Below are 17394 nucleotides of genomic sequence, written 5' to 3' on the forward strand. Positions count from 1 at the left end.
CCCCTACTCCAAATTCTGAACCTGTTCGCGGAACTGGTCGATAATGACTTTCAGTTCCAGCCCCGCCTCGGTCACGGCAATTGCGTTCGACTTGGAGCAGATTGTATTGGTTTCCCGGTTAAATTCCTGTGCAAGAAAATCGAGCTTTCTGCCGACCGGACCACCTTTACCAAGAAGGTCGCGGGCCGCAGCCACATGCGCCTTCAGCCGGTCAATTTCTTCGCGCAAATCGGATTTGGCCGCCAGAAGGGCTGCTTCCGCATAGAGCCGGTCGCGGTCCAGATTTGCGGTGTCGGTGAGAAGTGCTTCCACCTGGCGCTGAAGGCGTTGGGCAATGTCTGCAGCGCTTCGCGACGGATCGTTTTCCACTTTCAGCGCCAGCGCTTCGATGCTTGAAACCTGACCCAGCAAGACTTCGCGCAATGCAGCGCCTTCCTTTTCGCGCATCTCCCGCATGGCGGTGATCGCGGCAGACAAGCCGTCCAGAAAATCGCTGTTGCGGCTCTCCATCTGGCTTTCGGCTTCATCCGGTTCTTTCAAGTCAACCACGCCGCGCATCATCAGGAGCGTGTCGAACTTGAGCGGAGCCGGATCGATCCTGTCGCCGAGCTTCGTCTTCAACGCCAGAATGGCGGCCAGCGCGTCCTCGTTGACGATCGCCTCGACCTTCTCCTCCAGTGCGGAAACGGTCAATCCAACCTGCATGTTGCCGCGGGTAAATTGCGCTGAAATGCGCTTGCGGCATTCCGTTTCCAGCCCCTCCAGACCGGGCGGCAAGCGCAGGCGGACATCCAGCCCCTTGCCGTTGACCGAGCGTAGTTCCCAGGCCCAGCGATAGCGACCGCTGGTTCCTTCCGTGCGGGCAAAGCCGGTCATCGATTGCAATGTCATTCTCATCCCCCGGCACGAGCGTCTTACCGCCCGTGCTTTGAAAAAATAACGGACGGCCAGCGCCTTGTGGAATGGGCGCTCCCGTCCGTATCATTTTGAGCCTTTGAACCGGCTCCCGCCCGGTGGGCAACATAGACCGATTCCAATTGGCAGCGCTACATCGCGCAACCAAGAGCGGGTCTTATTGCCCCTCTTGCGTCTCGCCGGCGGCCTCCTGTTCGGCCCTGATCTTGCGCCAGCGCTTAACATTGGCATTGTGATCGTCAAGGTTATCGGAAAAGACGTGTCCGCCTGTGCCGTCAGCCACGAAATAGAGATCGTTGGTATGCGACGGGTTTGCCACGGCCTCCAAAGACGCGCGTCCTGGATTGGCGATCGGCGTTGGCGGCAGACCGTTGATCACATAGGTGTTGTAGGGCGTTTCCTTTTTCAGATCAGACTGGTAGATCGGCCGGTCTGCGGGTTTGCCGTCGCCACCGAACAGACCATAGATGATCGTTGGATCCGACTGCAGACGCATGCCCTTGTTCAGCCGGTTGAGGAAGACGGCGGCAACGCGCGAACGCTCATCGGCCTTGCCGGTTTCCTTTTCGACGATGGAGGCGAGCGTGACGAACTCTTCCTTCGTTTGGATCGGCAGGCCCTCTTCGCGCTTCGACCAAATGTCGTCAACAAGGTCGCTTTGCGCCCGCGACATCTGCGCGACGATTTCCGCGCGCGTCGTTCCACGCGTGAACTTGTAGGTTTCCGGCCTCAGGCTGCCTTCCGGCGGCAATTCTGATGGCAGGCTTCCGTCCAGCATATCATCCGCGGCCAGACGTTCAAAAATCTGCTTGGTGGTCAGACCTTCGGGGATGGTGACCGAATAGAGAATGGACTTGCCTGAGGCAATCACGTCGGCCACTTCACGCATGCTGGCATGCGCCTTGATCTCGTATTCACCGGCCTTCAGCGTGCGGCCTTTGAGATAGACACGCGAGACATATTGGAAAATGCGCGAATCCGAAACGATATTGTTGCGCTCCAGAGCGTTGGCTATATCGCCGACGGATGCGCCCGGCCGGACCAGGAAGTTCTTGTTGACCTCTGCCGGGCCCGGCTCGGAATATTCCGACAGCGCGTAATAGGCCACGCCGCCGATCGCGATCGTGATGAAAACGATCGTCGTCATCACGAAGTTCAGAAAAATGACCACCTGGCTGCGCGATTTCTTCGAGCGAACAGCGCTTTGCGGCTGCTGCACGCGTTCGGGTCTCAGCGCCTCCTTGGCGGAAACCGGGATAATCGGACGGGACGAACCGCTCTCTTTGGCCGATTTTTCGTTGTTCTTATTGTCGTCGGTCTCGTTCAACGTTTTTCCTCAAACCTTCAGATTTGGCGCAGGCTTTTGAAAATGCCGCACCAATTCGTGTTCTCGGCCTATAACGGCCACGAGTCATTCTTTATGCGCCAATACGGCGAAAGCGGGACCGGCACTTCAAGCCATATTCGCCGTACACGGTCAATCAACCGTGACGATCAATCCGCGCTATAACGTTTCAATACGAGTGAGGCGTTTGTACCACCAAACCCGAACGAGTTGGACAGCGCCACATTGATCTCCCGCTTGCGTGCCTTGTGCGGCACGAGATCGATTGCGGTTTCAACATCTGGGTTGTCCAGGTTCAGCGTCGGTGGCGCCACGTTGTCATGGATTGCCAATGTGGAGAAGATCGCCTCGATGGCTCCGGCTGCACCCAGAAGGTGGCCGGTTGCCGATTTTGTCGACGACATCGACACCTTGCTGGCGTGATCGCCCACAAGACGCTCGACGGCGCCAAGTTCAATCGTATCGGCCATGGTGGAGGTGCCGTGCGCATTGATGTAATCGACGTCTGCGGCGGTCAATCCTGCGCGCTTCAGCGCCATGGTCATGCAGCGGAACGCGCCCTCGCCGTCTTCCGACGGGGCCGTGATGTGGAATGCGTCGCCCGAAAGCCCGTAGCCGACCACTTCGGCATAGATCTTCGCGCCGCGCGCCTTGGCATGTTCCAGCTCCTCGAGAACGACGATGCCGGCACCCTCACCCATCACGAAACCGTCGCGGTCGCGGTCATAGGGACGCGAGGCCTTTTCCGGTGTTTCATTATAAGCTGTCGAAAGTGCCTTGCAGGCCGCAAAACCAGCGAGCGAAATGCGGCTGACAGGCGATTCCGTACCGCCGGCCACCATGACGTCAGCATCGCCCAGCGCAATCAGGCGCGATGCGTCGCCGATGGCGTGTGCACCCGTTGAACATGCCGTTACCACCGAATGGTTCGGCCCGCGCAGCTTGTGGCGAATGGAAACCTGACCGGACGCCAGATTGATCAGGCGGCCTGGAATGAAGAAAGGCGATACGCGGCGGGGTCCCTTGTCGCGCAGCGTGTAACCCGCTTCGACAATGCCTTCGATACCGCCGATGCCCGAACCGATCAGCACGCCGGTCGCACATTGATCGTCATCGCTTTCCGGGTGCCAGTTGGCGTCATCAAGTGCCATATCAGCAGCGGCCATGGCATAAACGATGAAGGGATCAACCTTGCGCTGTTCCTTCGGCTCCATCCAGTCGTCGGCGTTGAATGTGCCGTTGGTGCCATCGCCGAAGGGAAGACGGCAGGCAATCTTGGCGGGCAGATCGTCGGTCTCGAAATCGGTGACCTTGATGGCTCCGCTCTTGCCGGCCAGAATATTCTTCCAGGTTTCGTCCACACCACAGCCGAGCGGTGTCAACATACCCAATCCGGTGATTACAACGCGCCTCATATTCACTTCCTCCGGCAGAGCATCCGGGCTTTTATCTCACCCGGTGGCGGTTCATTGCATGCACGTGCCCGCCAAACGCTTTATTCTCGACAAAAACAGGTCCTGAATGCAAAAAGGGCCCGGCAAACCGGACCCGAGCGGGCCATGAAGCCCGCCCACATGGCCTGTATCAGGCGCTCAGATTAAGCCTGAGCCTTCTCAATGAACTTGACCGCATCGCCAACAGTGAGAATGGAATCAGCAGCATCATCGGGGATTTCGATGCCGAATTCTTCTTCGAAAGCCATAACCAGTTCAACGGTGTCGAGAGAGTCGGCACCCAGATCGTCGATAAAGCTTGCGCCTTCAACAACCTTGTCGGCATCAACGCCAAGATGATCAACAACAATTTTCTTCACGCGTTCTGCGGTATCGCTCATGTCGGTATCCTCGACCCTTGTCTTTTCCAGCGGTTCCTTCTCGGATTCCGCTCAATTGTTTTTCACCGTGCCTGAACGATTATCCAGTACGGCATGTTCTCAATCCCCGTATGGCGCGGCGGCTCACCTTAAACCGATTAACCAACCGCGTCTGCGGGTGACTGACTTCAGTCAGACGCCGATTAACACGCTTTAGCGCGAAGTCAAAGCCTGAATTTGCGCCCAAAGCGCCCCCTTCAACATCAAATATCGAGCGGTCAAAGGCAAGTCCTGATCAAATCATCGCCATGCCGCCGTTGACGTGAATTGTCTGTCCGGTGACGTACGAAGCTTCGTTTGAAGCAAGATAGGCAACCGCAGAGGCCACTTCAACACCCGTGCCCATGCGGCGCATGGGGATTGCGCCCATGATGGCGTCTTTCTGCTTGTCGTTCAGCTTGCCGGTCATGGCGCTTTCGATGAAGCCCGGTGCAACACAGTTGACCGTTACGTTGCGCGGCGCGATTTCCTGCGCGAGTGACTTGGAAAAGCCGATCATGCCGGCCTTGGAGGCGCAATAGTTTGCCTGGCCGGGATTGCCTGTCACACCGACAACAGAGGTAATGTTGATGATGCGGCCATAGCGGCGGCGCATCATCGGATGTGTCAGTTCACGCGTCAGGCGGAACATGGCGGTCAGGTTGATTTCCATGACCGAATCCCAGTCCTCGTCCGACATACGGACAAAGAGACCATCCTTGGTGATCCCGGCATTGTTGACCAGAATATCGACGCCTTCCAGCACCTCTTCAGCCTTCTGGCCGAGCGCCTTCACCTCATCGCGGTTTGACAGGTTTGCCGGGAAAATATGGGCGCGTTCGCCAAGTTCGGAGGCCAGCGCCTCCAGCTTTTCAACACGCGTCCCGTGCAGGCCGACAATGGCGCCCTGGGCATGGAGCATGCGGGCGATTTCCTCGCCAATGCCGCCGGATGCGCCGGTGATCAATGCCTTGCGGCCAGTGAGTTCAAACATGGTTCAGTCCTTAATCGTATAGGGCTTGGGAATTAACCGAGCAGTGTTTCGAGCGCTTTGGCAATATCGTCCGGCGAATTGACGGCAACGCCGCTGACATTGCGGTCGATGCGGCGCGCAAGCCCGGTCAGCACCTTGCCGGAGCCGATTTCATAGAGCGTGTCGACGCCGTTCTGGCCAAACCACTCGACTGTTTCGCGCCAGCGCACCTGGCCGGTGACCTGCGCGACGAGAAGATCGGCGATCGTTGCCGCATCGGAAACCGGGGTAGCGCGTACATTGGCAATCACCGGAACAACCGGATCGTTCTTTTCGACCTTTGCCAGCGCCTCGCGCATGGAGTCTGCGGCAGGCGCCATGAGGCTTGAATGGAAAGGCGCGGAAACCGGCAGCATGATCGCCCGTTTTGCGCCCTTGGCGCTTGCCAGTTCCGCTGCCTTTTCAACGGCTGCCTTTTCGCCGGAAATGACCAGCTGGCCGCCGCCATTGTCGTTGGCGATCTGACAGGAGCCTGCGTCGGACGCTTCGGCGCAAACGGCTTCCACATCACCATGTTCCAGACCAATGATCGCTGCCATCGCACCCTTGCCTGCCGGAACGGCGGCCTGCATGGCATTGCCGCGAATGCGCAACAGCCGTGCCGTATCGGACAGCGAGAATGTGCCAGCGGCGCACAGGGCTGAATATTCGCCCAGCGAGTGACCGGCCACATAGGCAACCTTTGCCTTCAGGTCGAGTCCGCGCGCCTCCATCACCCGGATGGCGGCCATTGAAACGGCCATCAGAGCGGGCTGGGCATTGGCAGTCAGGGTCAGCGTGTCTTCAGGTCCGTCCCACATGATGGTGGACAGCTTTTCGCCGAGCGCCTCGTCGACCTCGTCGAAAACGGCTTTGGCTTCCGGAAAAGCGTCCGCCAGTTCCTTGCCCATGCCGACGGATTGGCTTCCCTGCCCCGGAAAGGTAAATGCAATAGCCATGGTGTTTCCCTAACTTTTATACTGCCCTCTCCATTCACATTCTTGGTGGCCAAGTCAAGGCAGACGGCCCTTTCGCCCCCATCTCGGTGGGCTGGAACCGGGCCCAGAGGGTGTTTTTTGGCATTGAACCTTGTTGTTGTGTTTGAAAGCCCTACATTGCGCCCCATTGAAAAGGGGATTGTTTCATTATGAAGTATAACGAGCTTGGAACGACCGGCATCAAGGTTTCGGAAATCTGCCTGGGAACCATGACATGGGGCTCTCAGAATTCCGAAGCCGAAGCCCATGAACAGATGGACTACGCACTCGAAAAGGGCGTCAATTTCTGGGACACCGCCGAACTTTACCCGACAACGCCGAATGCAGCCGAAACGCAAGGCCGCACGGAAGAATATATCGGCAGCTGGTTCAAGAAGACGGGCAAGCGCAACGACGTTGTGCTGGCCACCAAGATCAGCGGACGCGGACGCGACTATATTCGCGGCGGGGTTCCCATCTCGGCGGAAGAAGTCGACAAGGCTCTCGATTTGAGCCTCAAGCGCCTCGGCGTGGATCATGTCGATCTCTATCAGCTTCACTGGCCCAACCGCGGCTCCTACGCCTTCCGTTCGAACTGGGCTTATGACGCCTCCACGCAGGACACGGAAAAGGAAATTGCCGATCTCCACTCTATTCTCGAAGCGCTGGGCAGACACGTGAAGGCCGGCAAGATCCGTGCAATCGGCGTCTCGAACGATACGTCCTGGGGTGTCATGAAAATGCTGGAACTGGCCAAGGAGCACGGTCTTCCGCGCCTGCAGTCGATCCAGAATGAATATAACCTCCTGGACCGGAAGTTCGACACCGATTTGGCCGAGATCGCCCATCACACCAAGGTCGGTCTCTTGGCCTATACACCGCTTGCAGCCGGGCTTCTGACCGGCAAATATCAGGATGGTTCAGTGCCTGCCGGTTCGCGCATGTCCATCAACACCGACCTCGGGGGCCGCATCGCCAAGGATTACTGGAAAGAGCCGGTTGCAGCCTATCTCGATATTGCCAAGCGCCACGATCTGCTGCCGGAGCAGATGGCACTGGCCTTCTGCGCGTCGCGCTATTTCATGACCTCCGTCATCATTGGCGCAACCAGCATGGAACAGCTCAAGCGCAACATCGGTGCCGCCGATGTTACGTTGTCAAGCGCGGTTCTTGACGAGATCAATGCCGTGCATCGCAAGTATCCGTTGCCGATCTGATCCCGGGCGTGGTCTTCTGTCCAATTGCTAAAATAAGTTGGCGCGGCTCACTGGAATTCAACGCCGCGCACCTTAAATGAGGTGACAATGAATTTTTCGCAAACAGGTCGGACTTAATGGAATTTGTACTCGTCGTCGGTGGTTTGGTCGCGCTTTATTTTGGTGCCGAATGGCTTCTAAAGGGCGCGATATCACTGGCCAAGATGCTCGGCATGCCCACACTTCTGGTCTCTCTGGTCATCGTTGGCTTTGGAACATCGATGCCCGAGTTGCTGGTTTCCGTCAGCGCCGCGCTTTCCGGTTCACCGGCTATTGCGCTTGGCAATGTCGTTGGCTCATCGACGGCGAATATTCTTCTCATCCTCGGCGTTGGAGCCCTTATCTACCCCATGCACAAATGGGACGGATCGGCCCCCATCAACGTCCTGATCATGACCGGTGTTGCGCTCTTAACGCTGCTTTTCGTCCAGTTTGATGTGATAGGCCGACTTCCGGGCCTTATCATGCTGGCACTGCTCTCGCTCTACCTCTTCTGGTCTTACAAAAAGGGGCGCGCGGATGGGGAAAGTGCCGTTTCCGAAGAAGTGCTTGAACCTGTCGCCCCACTCAAAATCACCATTCCACAGGTCATCGGCGGTCTGATCGTGCTGTTTGCCGGTGCCGAAATGCTTGTTCGGGGCGCAACCAGCATCGCCCGTGATTTCGGCATTTCCGAAGCGGTGATCGGGCTGACCGTCGTGGCTGTCGGCACCAGTCTGCCGGAGCTTGCAACGGCAGCCATTGCAGCCTTCCGCCGCAACCCGGATATTGCCATCGGCAATGTCATCGGCTCGAATATTTTCAATATTTTGGGAATTCTGGGTGTCACGGTCGTTATTCACCCGATCAGCGTGGACCGCCATTTTGCCTATTTCGATGTGCCGGTCATGGTGGCTGCGTCGCTCGCCTTCACGGCACTTCTCTATTTCGGCAAACCCATCGGACGTCTTGTCGGCGGCACGCTGGTTGCTTCCTACGCCGTCTACACCGCCCTGCTTTTCTAGGTCACGGGGCGCATAATTGCCGCTAGACAGCATAACTGACGCCGGTCAGTTCAGCGCGCCTGGCTCTTCGTTCTGGTTCACATTGGAGTTGCTGGCATTCGGATCGATGACGAATGACTGATAGGCTTCTGCGGCAATCCAGATCAAGGCCGCTGCTGCCAGCGAATAAAGCAGGATCTTCAGCGTGAAGCTCGACTTGTCGCCCTGTTTCGCCTTCGTTTCCTTCACTTCAACAGTCACGGTCATCCTCCTGTCGTATTCATCCTTCTGCCTGTGCGGTTGCGGCACAGACGTGTGAAGGATCAACGTAGATGCTTACCGCATTGTTCCATCACCGGGCTTTGAGGGAAATTCTCAACAAAATCTTAACCCGGCACCGCTATGGTGCCGCTCTCGATAAAGCTCTTCGGCTTGTACCCGTGTAGAAGGCTGGCGATGACCTCTGTGAATGCGTTTTTCTCGAGCGCCTATGCGCGCCAATATGCCACGCAGCTTTTTACCAAAGCCGATGCACCGTCGAACGCTGCCGCATCGACCGGTCACTTTGCATATGTAGACCGAAGTGCAGAGGGCTATGCCAGCGCCACTGACCGCGCCATGGCCCGCATTGCCGAAATCCTCAATGGACTGAACGATGACGGCGACGATACGGGCTCTCCCCGCGTCGATGAGACAAGTGGCTATATTACCGCCGCTACCGGCACGTCGGGCGATGACACGCTGACGTTCAAATCTGTCGGCCTCTACAATGTCGATGCCGGCGACGGCGACGATACCGTGACCGTGAAGACGGGCGCGATTTCCAATCTGAACGGTGGTGCGGGCAGCGACAAGCTGAACCTGACGGCTGAGACCGCGATGGATGTTTCCGGCGGCGACGGTGATGACGTGATCAACTTCTCCGGTTCCTTTGCCAAAGACTTCGACGGCGGCGCGGGCGACGATACCTTGCGCGTGAATGCCAAAACCGTCATGGGCGTCACAGGCGGTGACGGCAACGACACGATCGAAGTGACCGGCGAGCGCATTTCTCTTTCCGGCGGCACCGGTGACGATACAATCACCATCACCAACAAGGGTGAAAAAGCCGCCGAATATAACTACGCCGCCGGAGATGGCAGCGACAAAATCAGCACCGACGGACCGCTGAAGATCAACTTCACCTTTGGCTACACGGCCAACGACCTGACGATCAGCACCGAAGGCACGACGCTCACGGTGAAGGGTGCCAATGGCGACGCTATTGCGGTCACACTCACCAATGGCTCAGACCCAAGCGCTTACGAATTCGGCGTTGAAGACGGCGTTCTCACCCTGTCGATCGGCTGAGCAACGCCTTTAGGTGCCGTGTCTAGCGCTTCATGTTGACCAATGAGGGTTTTCCGGCGCGGTCATGGAGAAGATCACCGTCCAGATCGTCGGCATCCGTCTTGGGTTTCAGGTAGGTGCGCAGGCCCCAAAGGAACAAACCGGCACCGGCCAGCAAAACGCCGATCCCCATCATGAGAACGCCAGAACTAGCAAGAATATTACCCATATCAGCCTCCTCTTCAGCTGAAGGTCTTTCCTGCATGGAAGAATACGCCCGCGCGCTTAACGGCTGCTCAATATCTTTCGTCAAACCCTAATGAATGCAAATGTGATGAGATTGCGGATGCCGGCCTCAAAACCAGGCCGATAGTCTTCGCCAATCGGGCGAAATTTCGTCGAATGCCAAAGCGTTTCAGACAAGCTGAGACATTGACGGAACATCTTCAATTCGCCGGCAAGTTTATCCAGACGGTATTACTGGCGCCCTACACCATCACTAATTCTGTTAATCCCGATGTGCTTGGGGTTAACACTCTATTAACCATAATTTCCTAGTTTACGCTCAGAAGACGTAGGCGGCGTCATGACCGACTTCGGGGACGAAGTGCGGGACGCTATTTTTTGGAGGTCATTATGATCGGCGTATCTTCCCGTATCAGTGCGAGTTTCAGTCAGAACTATACTGTCAATCTGTTTCAATCGGCCTCGGTTGAACAGACCAGCAAGAACAGTACCTATGCAGCCTCCGCAGCGGTTTCGGGGCAGTATCAGGATGCTGCAGCACGCGCCATCGATTCCATTCTCAACATTGTCCAGCAGGCCAATGGCAATACATCCGTGGGCGTTGCCACCAATGCGAACGTTACCAGCGTTGAGACCGACAAGGGCAATGACGACATTTCCGTGATTGCCGCGCGCGCCTATTCCATCGGCAGCGGTGCGGGCAATGACACGATCAACATCCGCTCGGAGCGCGAAACCATCGGCGTCTTTTCCGGTGAGGGCAACGACACGATCGATATCGATGCGGGCGGCAATGTCGGCATCATTGCCGGTGGCGATGGCAATGACACGATCAGCATCAAATCCGGCGGCACGGTTGCTTTCGTCAATGGCGGTGAAGGCAATGACACGCTCAATATCGAAGGCGAAAACATCACCCTGGTGACCGGCGGTTCGGGCAATGACACCGTCAACATCACCAACAATGGCGAGCGCGCTGCGCAATATTATTACTTCGAAGGCGACGGCAAGGACACGATCACCTCCAACGGCCCTGTGGAAATCAACCTCTTCAACGAGGACGGCACCAGCCGGCAGGACATGGCAGATGCCAAATGGAGCGTTGACGGCAACACCGTCAGCATCGCATTCGCCGATGGCGGCTCGATCTCGGTGAACATGGAAGGTGCTGACAAGGCCACCGTTTCCTATGACGCCAACAAGGGTTCGCTGGTGATCAACGCTGCAACGACCACCGAAGCCGAAGCCCTGAAGGGCCTGGGGTAAGCCGCGTTTTTATCCCCGATAATCCACATCGCTGACCGGTTCCAGCCAGTCGACCGCCTTGCCGTCGACGGATTCCTGAATGGCGATGTGGGACATGGCCGTATCCGGACCTGCGCCATGCCAGTGGCGTTCGCCGGGATCGAAAATCACCACGTCGCCAGGGCGGATGTCCTCCACAGGGCCGCCCTCGCGCTGCACCCGGCCACAGCCTGCCGTCACGATCAGCATCTGCCCCAGCGGATGCGTGTGCCAGTTCGTCCGTGCGCCCGGCTCGAATGTCACCAGGTTGGCGGCGACCTGCGATGGTGGCTTGACCGGAAACAGCGGGTCGAGACGAACCGTTCCGCTGAACCAGTCAGACGGCCCCCTGGTCGATGGCTGCGCGCCTGCGCGTTTGATCTCCATGGTCGTCTCCCTGTTTGCCTCTTCTTGCGTGTCCCCCTCATACCATCGTTTTCGGCCGCGCGCGCCATTTGCCCTCAAAAAGAGATGTAAAGCCATTTGCCATCAACCGGCATGTAGTCCATACCTTGGGCCATGACCAAGATTCTGAAAAACGAGATTTTCATGATCATCGGCGCGCTTGTTGCCGTCGGTGCGATCTTTGGCGAGCATTCTCTGGTGGGACACGGGCAGACGGTGGCGCTTGTTGCCACGGCGGTGATCGTGCTTGCCATGATCCTTGTGTCCACGCGCATTGCCCACCATGCCGAAGTCCTGGCTGCGCGCGTTGGCGATCCTTACGGTTCGATGATCCTCACCATATCGGCGGTGGCCGTCGAGGTGGTCATCCTGGCGATCATCATGCAGGCGGGCGAAAGCGAGCCGACGCTGGTGCGCGACACGATCTATTCCGCCGTGATGATAGACATTAACGGCATGATCGGCCTTGCCGCCCTTCTCGGCGGCCTGCGCCACGGCGAGCAATCCTATAATGACGATTCGGGCCGCACCTATGCTGTCATGATCCTGACTGCCATGGGCATTTCCATGATCGTGCCGGAATTCATTCCCGAAGCAAGCCGCGTTACCTATTCCATCTTCACCATTGCGGCCATGCTCACGCTCTATTCGCTTTTCGTGCGCATGCAGGTGGGCCAGCACAGCTATTTCTTCTCTTACGTCTATCCGCGCGGCCAGGGTGCTGATCGCGAGGCCCATGAACAGGAATTGAAAGGCAGTGTCACCGGCGCTGTCATCGGCCTAGCCGTCGGCATCATTCTCGTTGGCGCCATGGCCGAGGTCATGAGCCCGCTTCTGAATACCGGCCTGAAAGGCACCGGCGCACCGCTTGGCCTCATTGCCGTTCTCGTTGCCGCCATGTCAGCGGCACCGGAAGTGCTGACGGCTCTACGCGCCGCCCTTGCCAACCGCATGCAGGTCGTCGTCAACATCGCCATGGGCGCATCGCTCTCCACCGTCATCCTCACGGTGCCGATCATGGAAGCCCTGTCGCTGATCACCGATCACCACATCCAGATGGCCATGACCCCCACCCAAACCGTCATGACCGGCATCACCATCGTGGTGGCCGCCATCAACTTCTCCGACGGCGAAACCAACGCGATTGAGGGCATGGCCCATTTTGTGCTGTTTGCGACGTTTGTGATGCTGACGGTGATGGGGTTGTGAGGGGGAGACGCTGTTTTCTTCGGGCGATCTTGGGCTTTCAAGCCGGTCAATCGAAGCCGAATCTGGCGCTCCCAAGAGCAGACACCGTTCATAAAGTTCTCTTAAAGGCCAGGAGAATGTTCGAATACAATCGGAGCCCTGTGGAGGATACTCTTCCAAACAATCAACCCTGCGTTCGTAGGACTGAAATGCGCGTCTTTGGAATCTATATCTTGAATAAACATCCTCATTACAATGAGTTACGCTTCCATATCGTTGAATCAAATCGTTTGCAGGCATTTGAAATCATGCTATCATGATTTCGTGTAAGGGGTCCGACATGCAGCCTGCGACATCCACGGAGATCGAAGAAAACCTTCAAATTTCTGTCCCTCACTCCACTAAGAAGAGCCTGAGGTTACGATCGGCAGAAACTGGCGATCCCATGAGGGTGATCGTCCTGAAGGCCCTCGCTGCCGCTGGCATTGAGGTACCCGAAGAGGAGTTGAAGGATCGGAGGAAATTGAAATGACGGCTGCGAGCCCGACAAAAGAGGCCAAGGTCGGGCCTCAGAGAGAAAAAAAGCCGCGCGCCACGGTAGTTGATCTGTTCTGTGGTGCTGGCGGTTTGTCGCATGGCTTCCATTCGGAAGGATTCGACATCGTGGGAGGCATTGATACAGACGAAGCTTGCCGATACGCCTTCGAACACAACAACGATGCGCCATTCATCAGGCGAGATGTCGCGAGGTTGACGGGATCGGAAGTCGAGAGGCTGTTCGTTCCGGGGAAGCGTCGTGTTCTGGTGGGCTGCGCGCCCTGCCAACCATTCTCGACTTACAATCAGAAGAACGACGATCCGAAATGGAATCTACTGTCGTATTTCGGCAATCTGATCAATCAAGTGCGCCCTGATGTAGTCTCTATGGAGAACGTTCCCCGCCTTCTGAACTTCAAGGATGGCTCGGTATTCCGTCAGTTTGTCGATCGCCTGGAAGCGTCGGATTATCATGTCGTCTGGAAAGTGCTCTACGGCCCCGATTTCGGCCTCGCTCAAACGCGTAGCCGGTTGGTTCTGTTGGCTTCTAGGCTCGGCCCTATCGCGCTGCCCGAACCGACGCATAGGGACAAGTATAGAACCGTGATGGACGAAATCGGAGCTTTGCCGGCGCTAAGTCACGGTGAGGCGGACGAAGCCGATCCACTTCACCGCACGAGTCGCCTGTCGGCGATCAATGTTCGCCGTATCGACGCATCCAAGCCTGGCGGAACTTGGAGGGACTGGGACGACGATCTAGTTGCCAAGTGCCACAAGGTGGAAACGGGCCGAGGCTATTCTTCGGTATATGGTCGCATGAAGTGGGACGAGCCATCCCCCACGATCACTACGCAGTTCTTCGGCTTCGGTAACGGTCGCTTCGGCCACCCCGAACAGCCCAGAGCATTGTCACTCCGCGAAGGGGCAATGTTGCAGGGTTTTCCCCGTGATTACGAGTTCGTGCCGCCTGGAAAACGAATCCAGTTCAAGGCAGTTGGCCGGTTGATCGGTAATGCCGTTCCCGTCAAGCTCGCTGCGGCGATCGCGCGCGCAGTACGATCGCATCTGGAAAATGCCGAATGACGGGGCAGCGGGAACTGGTCATGACGATCAGCCTCAATGCCTTGGAGCATTTGGGCATCAACCTCTATAGCAACATTCCTGCGGTCCTGTCGGAAGTCGTCGCCAACGCTTGGGATGCGGATGCGAAGAAGGTCCAAGTTACGATCGATAAAGTGGCCGAAACCATCACAATTGAGGATGATGGAACTGGGATGGATCGCGATGGCGTCATTGATCGCTTCCTGACGGTAGGCTTCAAACGACGCGACGAGTTGGGGGATGTCACGGCGCTCGGGCGAAAACCGATGGGGCGCAAGGGCATCGGCAAGCTGTCAATCTTTTCCATCGCGCAGGTTGCCGACATCTTCACTACTTTGAACCGCGAGCGCACTGCGTTTCGCATGGATCGGGAGGTAATTCGAAAGGCTATCGCCGGCAAGGGCGAAAACACCTACAAGCCAGAGGAGTTGATCGACTGGCCTTCCGACTTGACCGTAGGCACGCGGATCGTACTCTCGAAAATATCGAAATCTCTTTCAGGGATGACAGTCGAAGGATTAAAGCGAAGGGTCGCACGCCGCTTCTCGGTGATAGGGCCGAAGAACGATTTCATCGTGTCGATCGACGGGCATGAGGTAGGCCCCGACGATCGCGGTTATCACAACGCACTTCAATACCTTTGGACTTACGGCGACCAAACTGCATTCGCTAGTTCCTGCAAAAATCTCGAACGACCTGCTGAGCCGAGGCTACACATCATCGCCGACGAATTGAAGAAGGCCGGAATTAGCATCGGGGGCTGGATCGGCACAGTTTCCAGTCCGAGCCAACTCAAGGATGAAGAAGGCGACAATCTCAACAGGATCGCCATCTTCATGCGCGGCAAGATGGCTCAGGAAGACGTTCTAGATATCTTTGGGCAGAAGGAAATTTACGCCGACTACATCATCGGCGAACTTCACTGCGAGGAACTGGACGTCGATGAAAAGGGCGACATCGCGACGAGCAGCCGCCAATCCCTCAAAGAAGACGACCCGCGCTTTGAAGCGTTGCGCCGCGTCGTTCTTTCCGAACTCCGCCATATCGCTAGTCGCTGGAGCGAATGGCGAAGGGCGGATGGCGCGAAATTCGCCTCAACCGTTCCTGCCGTGTCGGATTGGCTGGGGCAATTGCAAGGAGACACGAAGAAGAAGGCCGAACGTTGGATCGGTCGCCTGAACACGATCCGTTCGCCGGATGACGCATACAAGAAAGACTTGTTGAAGGCTTCGATTCTGGCTTTCGAGAGCTACCGTCGTAAAGAACAACTTGATCGGCTCGACGATCTGAAGGATGAAAGCGTCTCTCACATCCTTGAGATATTCGAAGAGATAGACGATCTCGAACTCAGCTTTTACGGACAGATCGTTAAGCTTCGCCTCGGCGTCATAAAGACTCTTCAGAGCAAGATTGCTGAGAACGACAAGGAACTTGTCATCAGAGACTTCATCAAGGAACACCTTTGGCTTCTAGACCCGTCCTGGGAACGAGCGAAAGGCTCGGAGCACTCCGAAACGAAGGTGAACAAGTTTCTCCAGGAAAACACAGGCAAGCTGAACAAGAAGGAAAAAAACGCGCGTGTTGACCTCGCCTATCGTACGGCTGTCGGAAAGCACGTCATAATTGAGCTAAAGCGGGCGACGGTATCAGTGCATCTTGACGATTTGACCAAACAAATTAGGTCTTACCGTGACGGCGTAAGGAAGATCATCGACGGGACGAGGGAGAAGGGCTGGCCGATAGAAATCATATGCCTGCTCGGTAGGTATCCGCCCGAATGGTATGATGCCGTGGGTACGGGCAAGCAAGGCGTCATTGACCAGCTCAAGACCGTAGATGCGCGGATTGTGCTTTATGACGAACTTCTAAATAATGCCCAATCGGCGTATCAGGACTATATCGAAGAGCATAAGAAGGTCGATAAGCTTTGGAAGGTTTTTGATGATATCGAAAACTTCGTCCCATCAGTTAGTTCGTAGTCCCGGTATCAGGATATTCAAAACCTGCCAGTCCACTCCCCCCTCCATTTAAGCCACTGACTGACCCCGCCCTTCGAGACGGCCTCCTTGAGGCATAAAGGCCGCTTTTGCGGCACCAACTCTCCTCTGTCACCCCAGACCTAATCTGGGGTCCAGCAGCGTGAAGTCTTGCGCGCGGGAGACTCTTTTCCATCCCTACGAACAAGGTCCTTTCACCGCGCAGACGCGCGGTGGCTGGATGCCGGATCAAGTCCGGCATGATGGATGGATGCGCAACGGCCCGCTCCAGCCTCATCCTGAGGTGGGAGCAAAGTGACCCTCGAAGGATCAGGCTGGCCCCATACCGCGCCACAACCCGCCCTCGCCCTTCGAGACGCCGCTTCGCGGCTCCTCAGGGTGAGGGCTGACCATTGAGGCTGCTGCAAGCACGGCCTGGCTTTCTCCCCTTGGTGAGAAATGTCATGCGCAGCGTGACAATGAGGGGTTCCCTCAGTCGTTATTGAAAACCCCTCATCCGAATATTTCGCTCCGCGCTTGCCGTAGCCAAATCTTTCCACTTATGCGATCTGAGACATCCGGCATGAGCGCGCCACGCGCCGGCCTCTCCCCTTGTGGGAGAGGATAGTAAGTCCGCGTGAAGCGGCAGCTGAATGCTGGACGCACTTGGTGAGGGGTGGCGTTTAGAGGCCACAATCAAATACCCCTCACCAAGCGCTCCATACCAATCGCCTACGGCTCTTGGGGCTTGCTATCCTCTCCCACAAGGGGAGAGGCAGCGACTCGGTGCAAGCCGCCAAAACGGGGAAAAACGTCGCCCCCGCACAAACAATATCAACCACATACCCCCTTTTTCATCCCCGCCCTCTCAAACCGTGCTCATAATACCCCCGTCCCGCGCGGATACACCACAGGGCGCTGTGGCGAGTGGGGCCGGTTCCGGTGATGGAGAAAGACGCACGCTTTCACCGCCGGGCCTGTGGAACTG

Annotated in this window: 16 protein-coding genes; 7 read left to right on the top strand and 9 right to left on the bottom strand. The window is 56.9% G+C overall.

The features are described 5' to 3' along the window. Positions 1–3 precede the first annotated feature (3 nt). The 6 genes from NHF56_RS09875 to fabD form a co-directional block, all read right to left on the bottom strand. Entirely contained in the window at positions 4–891 is an 888-nt protein-coding gene (locus NHF56_RS09875; RefSeq protein WP_252803867.1) for a YicC/YloC family endoribonuclease, read from the bottom strand. Between the two features lie 181 nt (positions 892–1072). Further along, complete coding sequence (gene mltG, locus NHF56_RS09880) at positions 1073–2242, bottom strand: endolytic transglycosylase MltG (RefSeq protein WP_252803869.1); 1170 nt, start codon at positions 2240–2242, stop codon at positions 1073–1075. Positions 2243–2409: 167 nt separating this feature from the next. Continuing rightward, positions 2410–3675, bottom strand: coding sequence for a beta-ketoacyl-ACP synthase II (gene fabF / locus NHF56_RS09885; RefSeq protein WP_252803871.1), 1266 nt, complete (start codon positions 3673–3675; stop codon positions 2410–2412). Between the two features lie 182 nt (positions 3676–3857). Then, positions 3858–4094 (bottom strand): acyl carrier protein, encoded by a 237-nt coding sequence (locus NHF56_RS09890; protein ID WP_252803873.1) that lies wholly within the window; start codon positions 4092–4094, stop codon positions 3858–3860. 274 nt (positions 4095–4368) lie between these two features. Beyond that, a complete protein-coding gene (fabG, locus tag NHF56_RS09895; protein WP_252803874.1) occupies positions 4369–5106 on the bottom strand; it encodes a 3-oxoacyl-[acyl-carrier-protein] reductase in 738 nt (245 codons plus the stop codon). A gap of 32 nt (positions 5107–5138) precedes the next feature. After that, positions 5139–6083: an ACP S-malonyltransferase gene (gene fabD, locus NHF56_RS09900; RefSeq protein ID WP_252803875.1), complete on the bottom strand. Its 945-nt coding sequence runs from the start codon at positions 6081–6083 to the stop codon at positions 5139–5141. A 188-nt stretch (positions 6084–6271) separates the two neighbouring features. On the opposite strand from fabD, the gene NHF56_RS09905 reads away from it, so the two are divergent. Together NHF56_RS09905 and NHF56_RS09910 are read left to right on the top strand one after the other, a co-directional pair. Next, complete coding sequence (locus NHF56_RS09905) at positions 6272–7318, top strand: aldo/keto reductase (protein WP_252803877.1); 1047 nt, start codon at positions 6272–6274, stop codon at positions 7316–7318. Between the two features lie 116 nt (positions 7319–7434). Next, the gene (locus NHF56_RS09910; RefSeq protein ID WP_252803879.1) at positions 7435–8361 is read left to right on the top strand and encodes a calcium/sodium antiporter; all 927 of its coding nucleotides are present in this window, start codon (positions 7435–7437) and stop codon (positions 8359–8361) included. Between the two features lie 45 nt (positions 8362–8406). Here the strand turns inward: NHF56_RS09910 and NHF56_RS09915 are convergent, their stop codons facing one another. Further along, a complete protein-coding gene (locus NHF56_RS09915; RefSeq protein ID WP_252803883.1) occupies positions 8407–8601 on the bottom strand; it encodes a hypothetical protein in 195 nt (64 codons plus the stop codon). Positions 8602–8796: 195 nt separating this feature from the next. On the opposite strand from NHF56_RS09915, the gene NHF56_RS09920 reads away from it, so the two are divergent. Continuing rightward, the gene (locus tag NHF56_RS09920; RefSeq protein ID WP_252803886.1) at positions 8797–9690 is read left to right on the top strand and encodes an RTX toxin; all 894 of its coding nucleotides are present in this window, start codon (positions 8797–8799) and stop codon (positions 9688–9690) included. A gap of 22 nt (positions 9691–9712) precedes the next feature. Here NHF56_RS09920 and NHF56_RS09925 read toward each other — a convergent pair whose 3' ends face one another. Continuing rightward, positions 9713–9898, bottom strand: coding sequence for a hypothetical protein (locus NHF56_RS09925; RefSeq protein WP_252803888.1), 186 nt, complete (start codon positions 9896–9898; stop codon positions 9713–9715). A gap of 407 nt (positions 9899–10305) precedes the next feature. On the opposite strand from NHF56_RS09925, the gene NHF56_RS09930 reads away from it, so the two are divergent. Further along, complete coding sequence (locus NHF56_RS09930; protein WP_252803891.1) at positions 10306–11181, top strand: hypothetical protein; 876 nt, start codon at positions 10306–10308, stop codon at positions 11179–11181. A gap of 9 nt (positions 11182–11190) precedes the next feature. On the opposite strand, the gene NHF56_RS09935 is transcribed toward NHF56_RS09930, so the two are convergent. Then, complete coding sequence (locus tag NHF56_RS09935; protein WP_252803893.1) at positions 11191–11586, bottom strand: cupin domain-containing protein; 396 nt, start codon at positions 11584–11586, stop codon at positions 11191–11193. A gap of 132 nt (positions 11587–11718) precedes the next feature. Here NHF56_RS09935 and NHF56_RS09940 point away from each other — a divergent pair, with 132 nt between their 5' ends. The 3 genes from NHF56_RS09940 (at position 11719) to NHF56_RS09950 (ending at position 16409) form a co-directional block, all read left to right on the top strand. Next, positions 11719–12813: a calcium:proton antiporter gene (locus NHF56_RS09940; RefSeq protein WP_373456271.1), complete on the top strand. Its 1095-nt coding sequence runs from the start codon at positions 11719–11721 to the stop codon at positions 12811–12813. 507 nt (positions 12814–13320) lie between these two features. Continuing rightward, entirely contained in the window at positions 13321–14412 is a 1092-nt protein-coding gene (locus NHF56_RS09945) for a DNA cytosine methyltransferase (RefSeq protein ID WP_252803894.1), read from the top strand. After that, complete coding sequence (locus tag NHF56_RS09950) at positions 14409–16409, top strand: ATP-binding protein (protein WP_252803895.1); 2001 nt, start codon at positions 14409–14411, stop codon at positions 16407–16409. Before NHF56_RS09945 ends, NHF56_RS09950 begins: the two co-directional genes overlap by 4 nt. Positions 16410–17394 lie beyond the last annotated feature (985 nt).

The sequence above is a fragment of the Rhizobium sp. L1K21 genome, assembly GCF_024055895.1.
In the GTDB taxonomy this organism is placed as follows: Bacteria; Pseudomonadota; Alphaproteobacteria; order Rhizobiales; family Rhizobiaceae; genus Ensifer_A.

What these genes read in the sequence shown, in the direction of transcription:
- NHF56_RS09890 (WP_252803873.1), bottom strand. Translation starts at nt 4,094, where the DNA reads ATGAGCGATACCGCAGAACGCGTGAAGAAAATTGTTGTTGATCATCTT.
- NHF56_RS09925 (WP_252803888.1), bottom strand. Translation starts at nt 9,898, where the DNA reads ATGGGTAATATTCTTGCTAGTTCTGGCGTTCTCATGATGGGGATCGGC.
- NHF56_RS09920 (WP_252803886.1), top strand. Translation starts at nt 8,797, where the DNA reads ATGACCTCTGTGAATGCGTTTTTCTCGAGCGCCTATGCGCGCCAATAT.
- NHF56_RS09950 (WP_252803895.1), top strand. Translation starts at nt 14,409, where the DNA reads ATGACGGGGCAGCGGGAACTGGTCATGACGATCAGCCTCAATGCCTTG.
- NHF56_RS09930 (WP_252803891.1), top strand. Translation starts at nt 10,306, where the DNA reads ATGATCGGCGTATCTTCCCGTATCAGTGCGAGTTTCAGTCAGAACTAT.
- NHF56_RS09905 (WP_252803877.1), top strand. Translation starts at nt 6,272, where the DNA reads ATGAAGTATAACGAGCTTGGAACGACCGGCATCAAGGTTTCGGAAATC.
- NHF56_RS09945 (WP_252803894.1), top strand. Translation starts at nt 13,321, where the DNA reads ATGACGGCTGCGAGCCCGACAAAAGAGGCCAAGGTCGGGCCTCAGAGA.
- NHF56_RS09910 (WP_252803879.1), top strand. Translation starts at nt 7,435, where the DNA reads ATGGAATTTGTACTCGTCGTCGGTGGTTTGGTCGCGCTTTATTTTGGT.
- fabD (WP_252803875.1), bottom strand. Translation starts at nt 6,083, where the DNA reads ATGGCTATTGCATTTACCTTTCCGGGGCAGGGAAGCCAATCCGTCGGC.
- NHF56_RS09875 (WP_252803867.1), bottom strand. Translation starts at nt 891, where the DNA reads ATGACATTGCAATCGATGACCGGCTTTGCCCGCACGGAAGGAACCAGC.
- fabG (WP_252803874.1), bottom strand. Translation starts at nt 5,106, where the DNA reads ATGTTTGAACTCACTGGCCGCAAGGCATTGATCACCGGCGCATCCGGC.
- fabF (WP_252803871.1), bottom strand. Translation starts at nt 3,675, where the DNA reads ATGAGGCGCGTTGTAATCACCGGATTGGGTATGTTGACACCGCTCGGC.
- NHF56_RS09940 (WP_373456271.1), top strand. Translation starts at nt 11,719, where the DNA reads ATGACCAAGATTCTGAAAAACGAGATTTTCATGATCATCGGCGCGCTT.
- NHF56_RS09935 (WP_252803893.1), bottom strand. Translation starts at nt 11,586, where the DNA reads ATGGAGATCAAACGCGCAGGCGCGCAGCCATCGACCAGGGGGCCGTCT.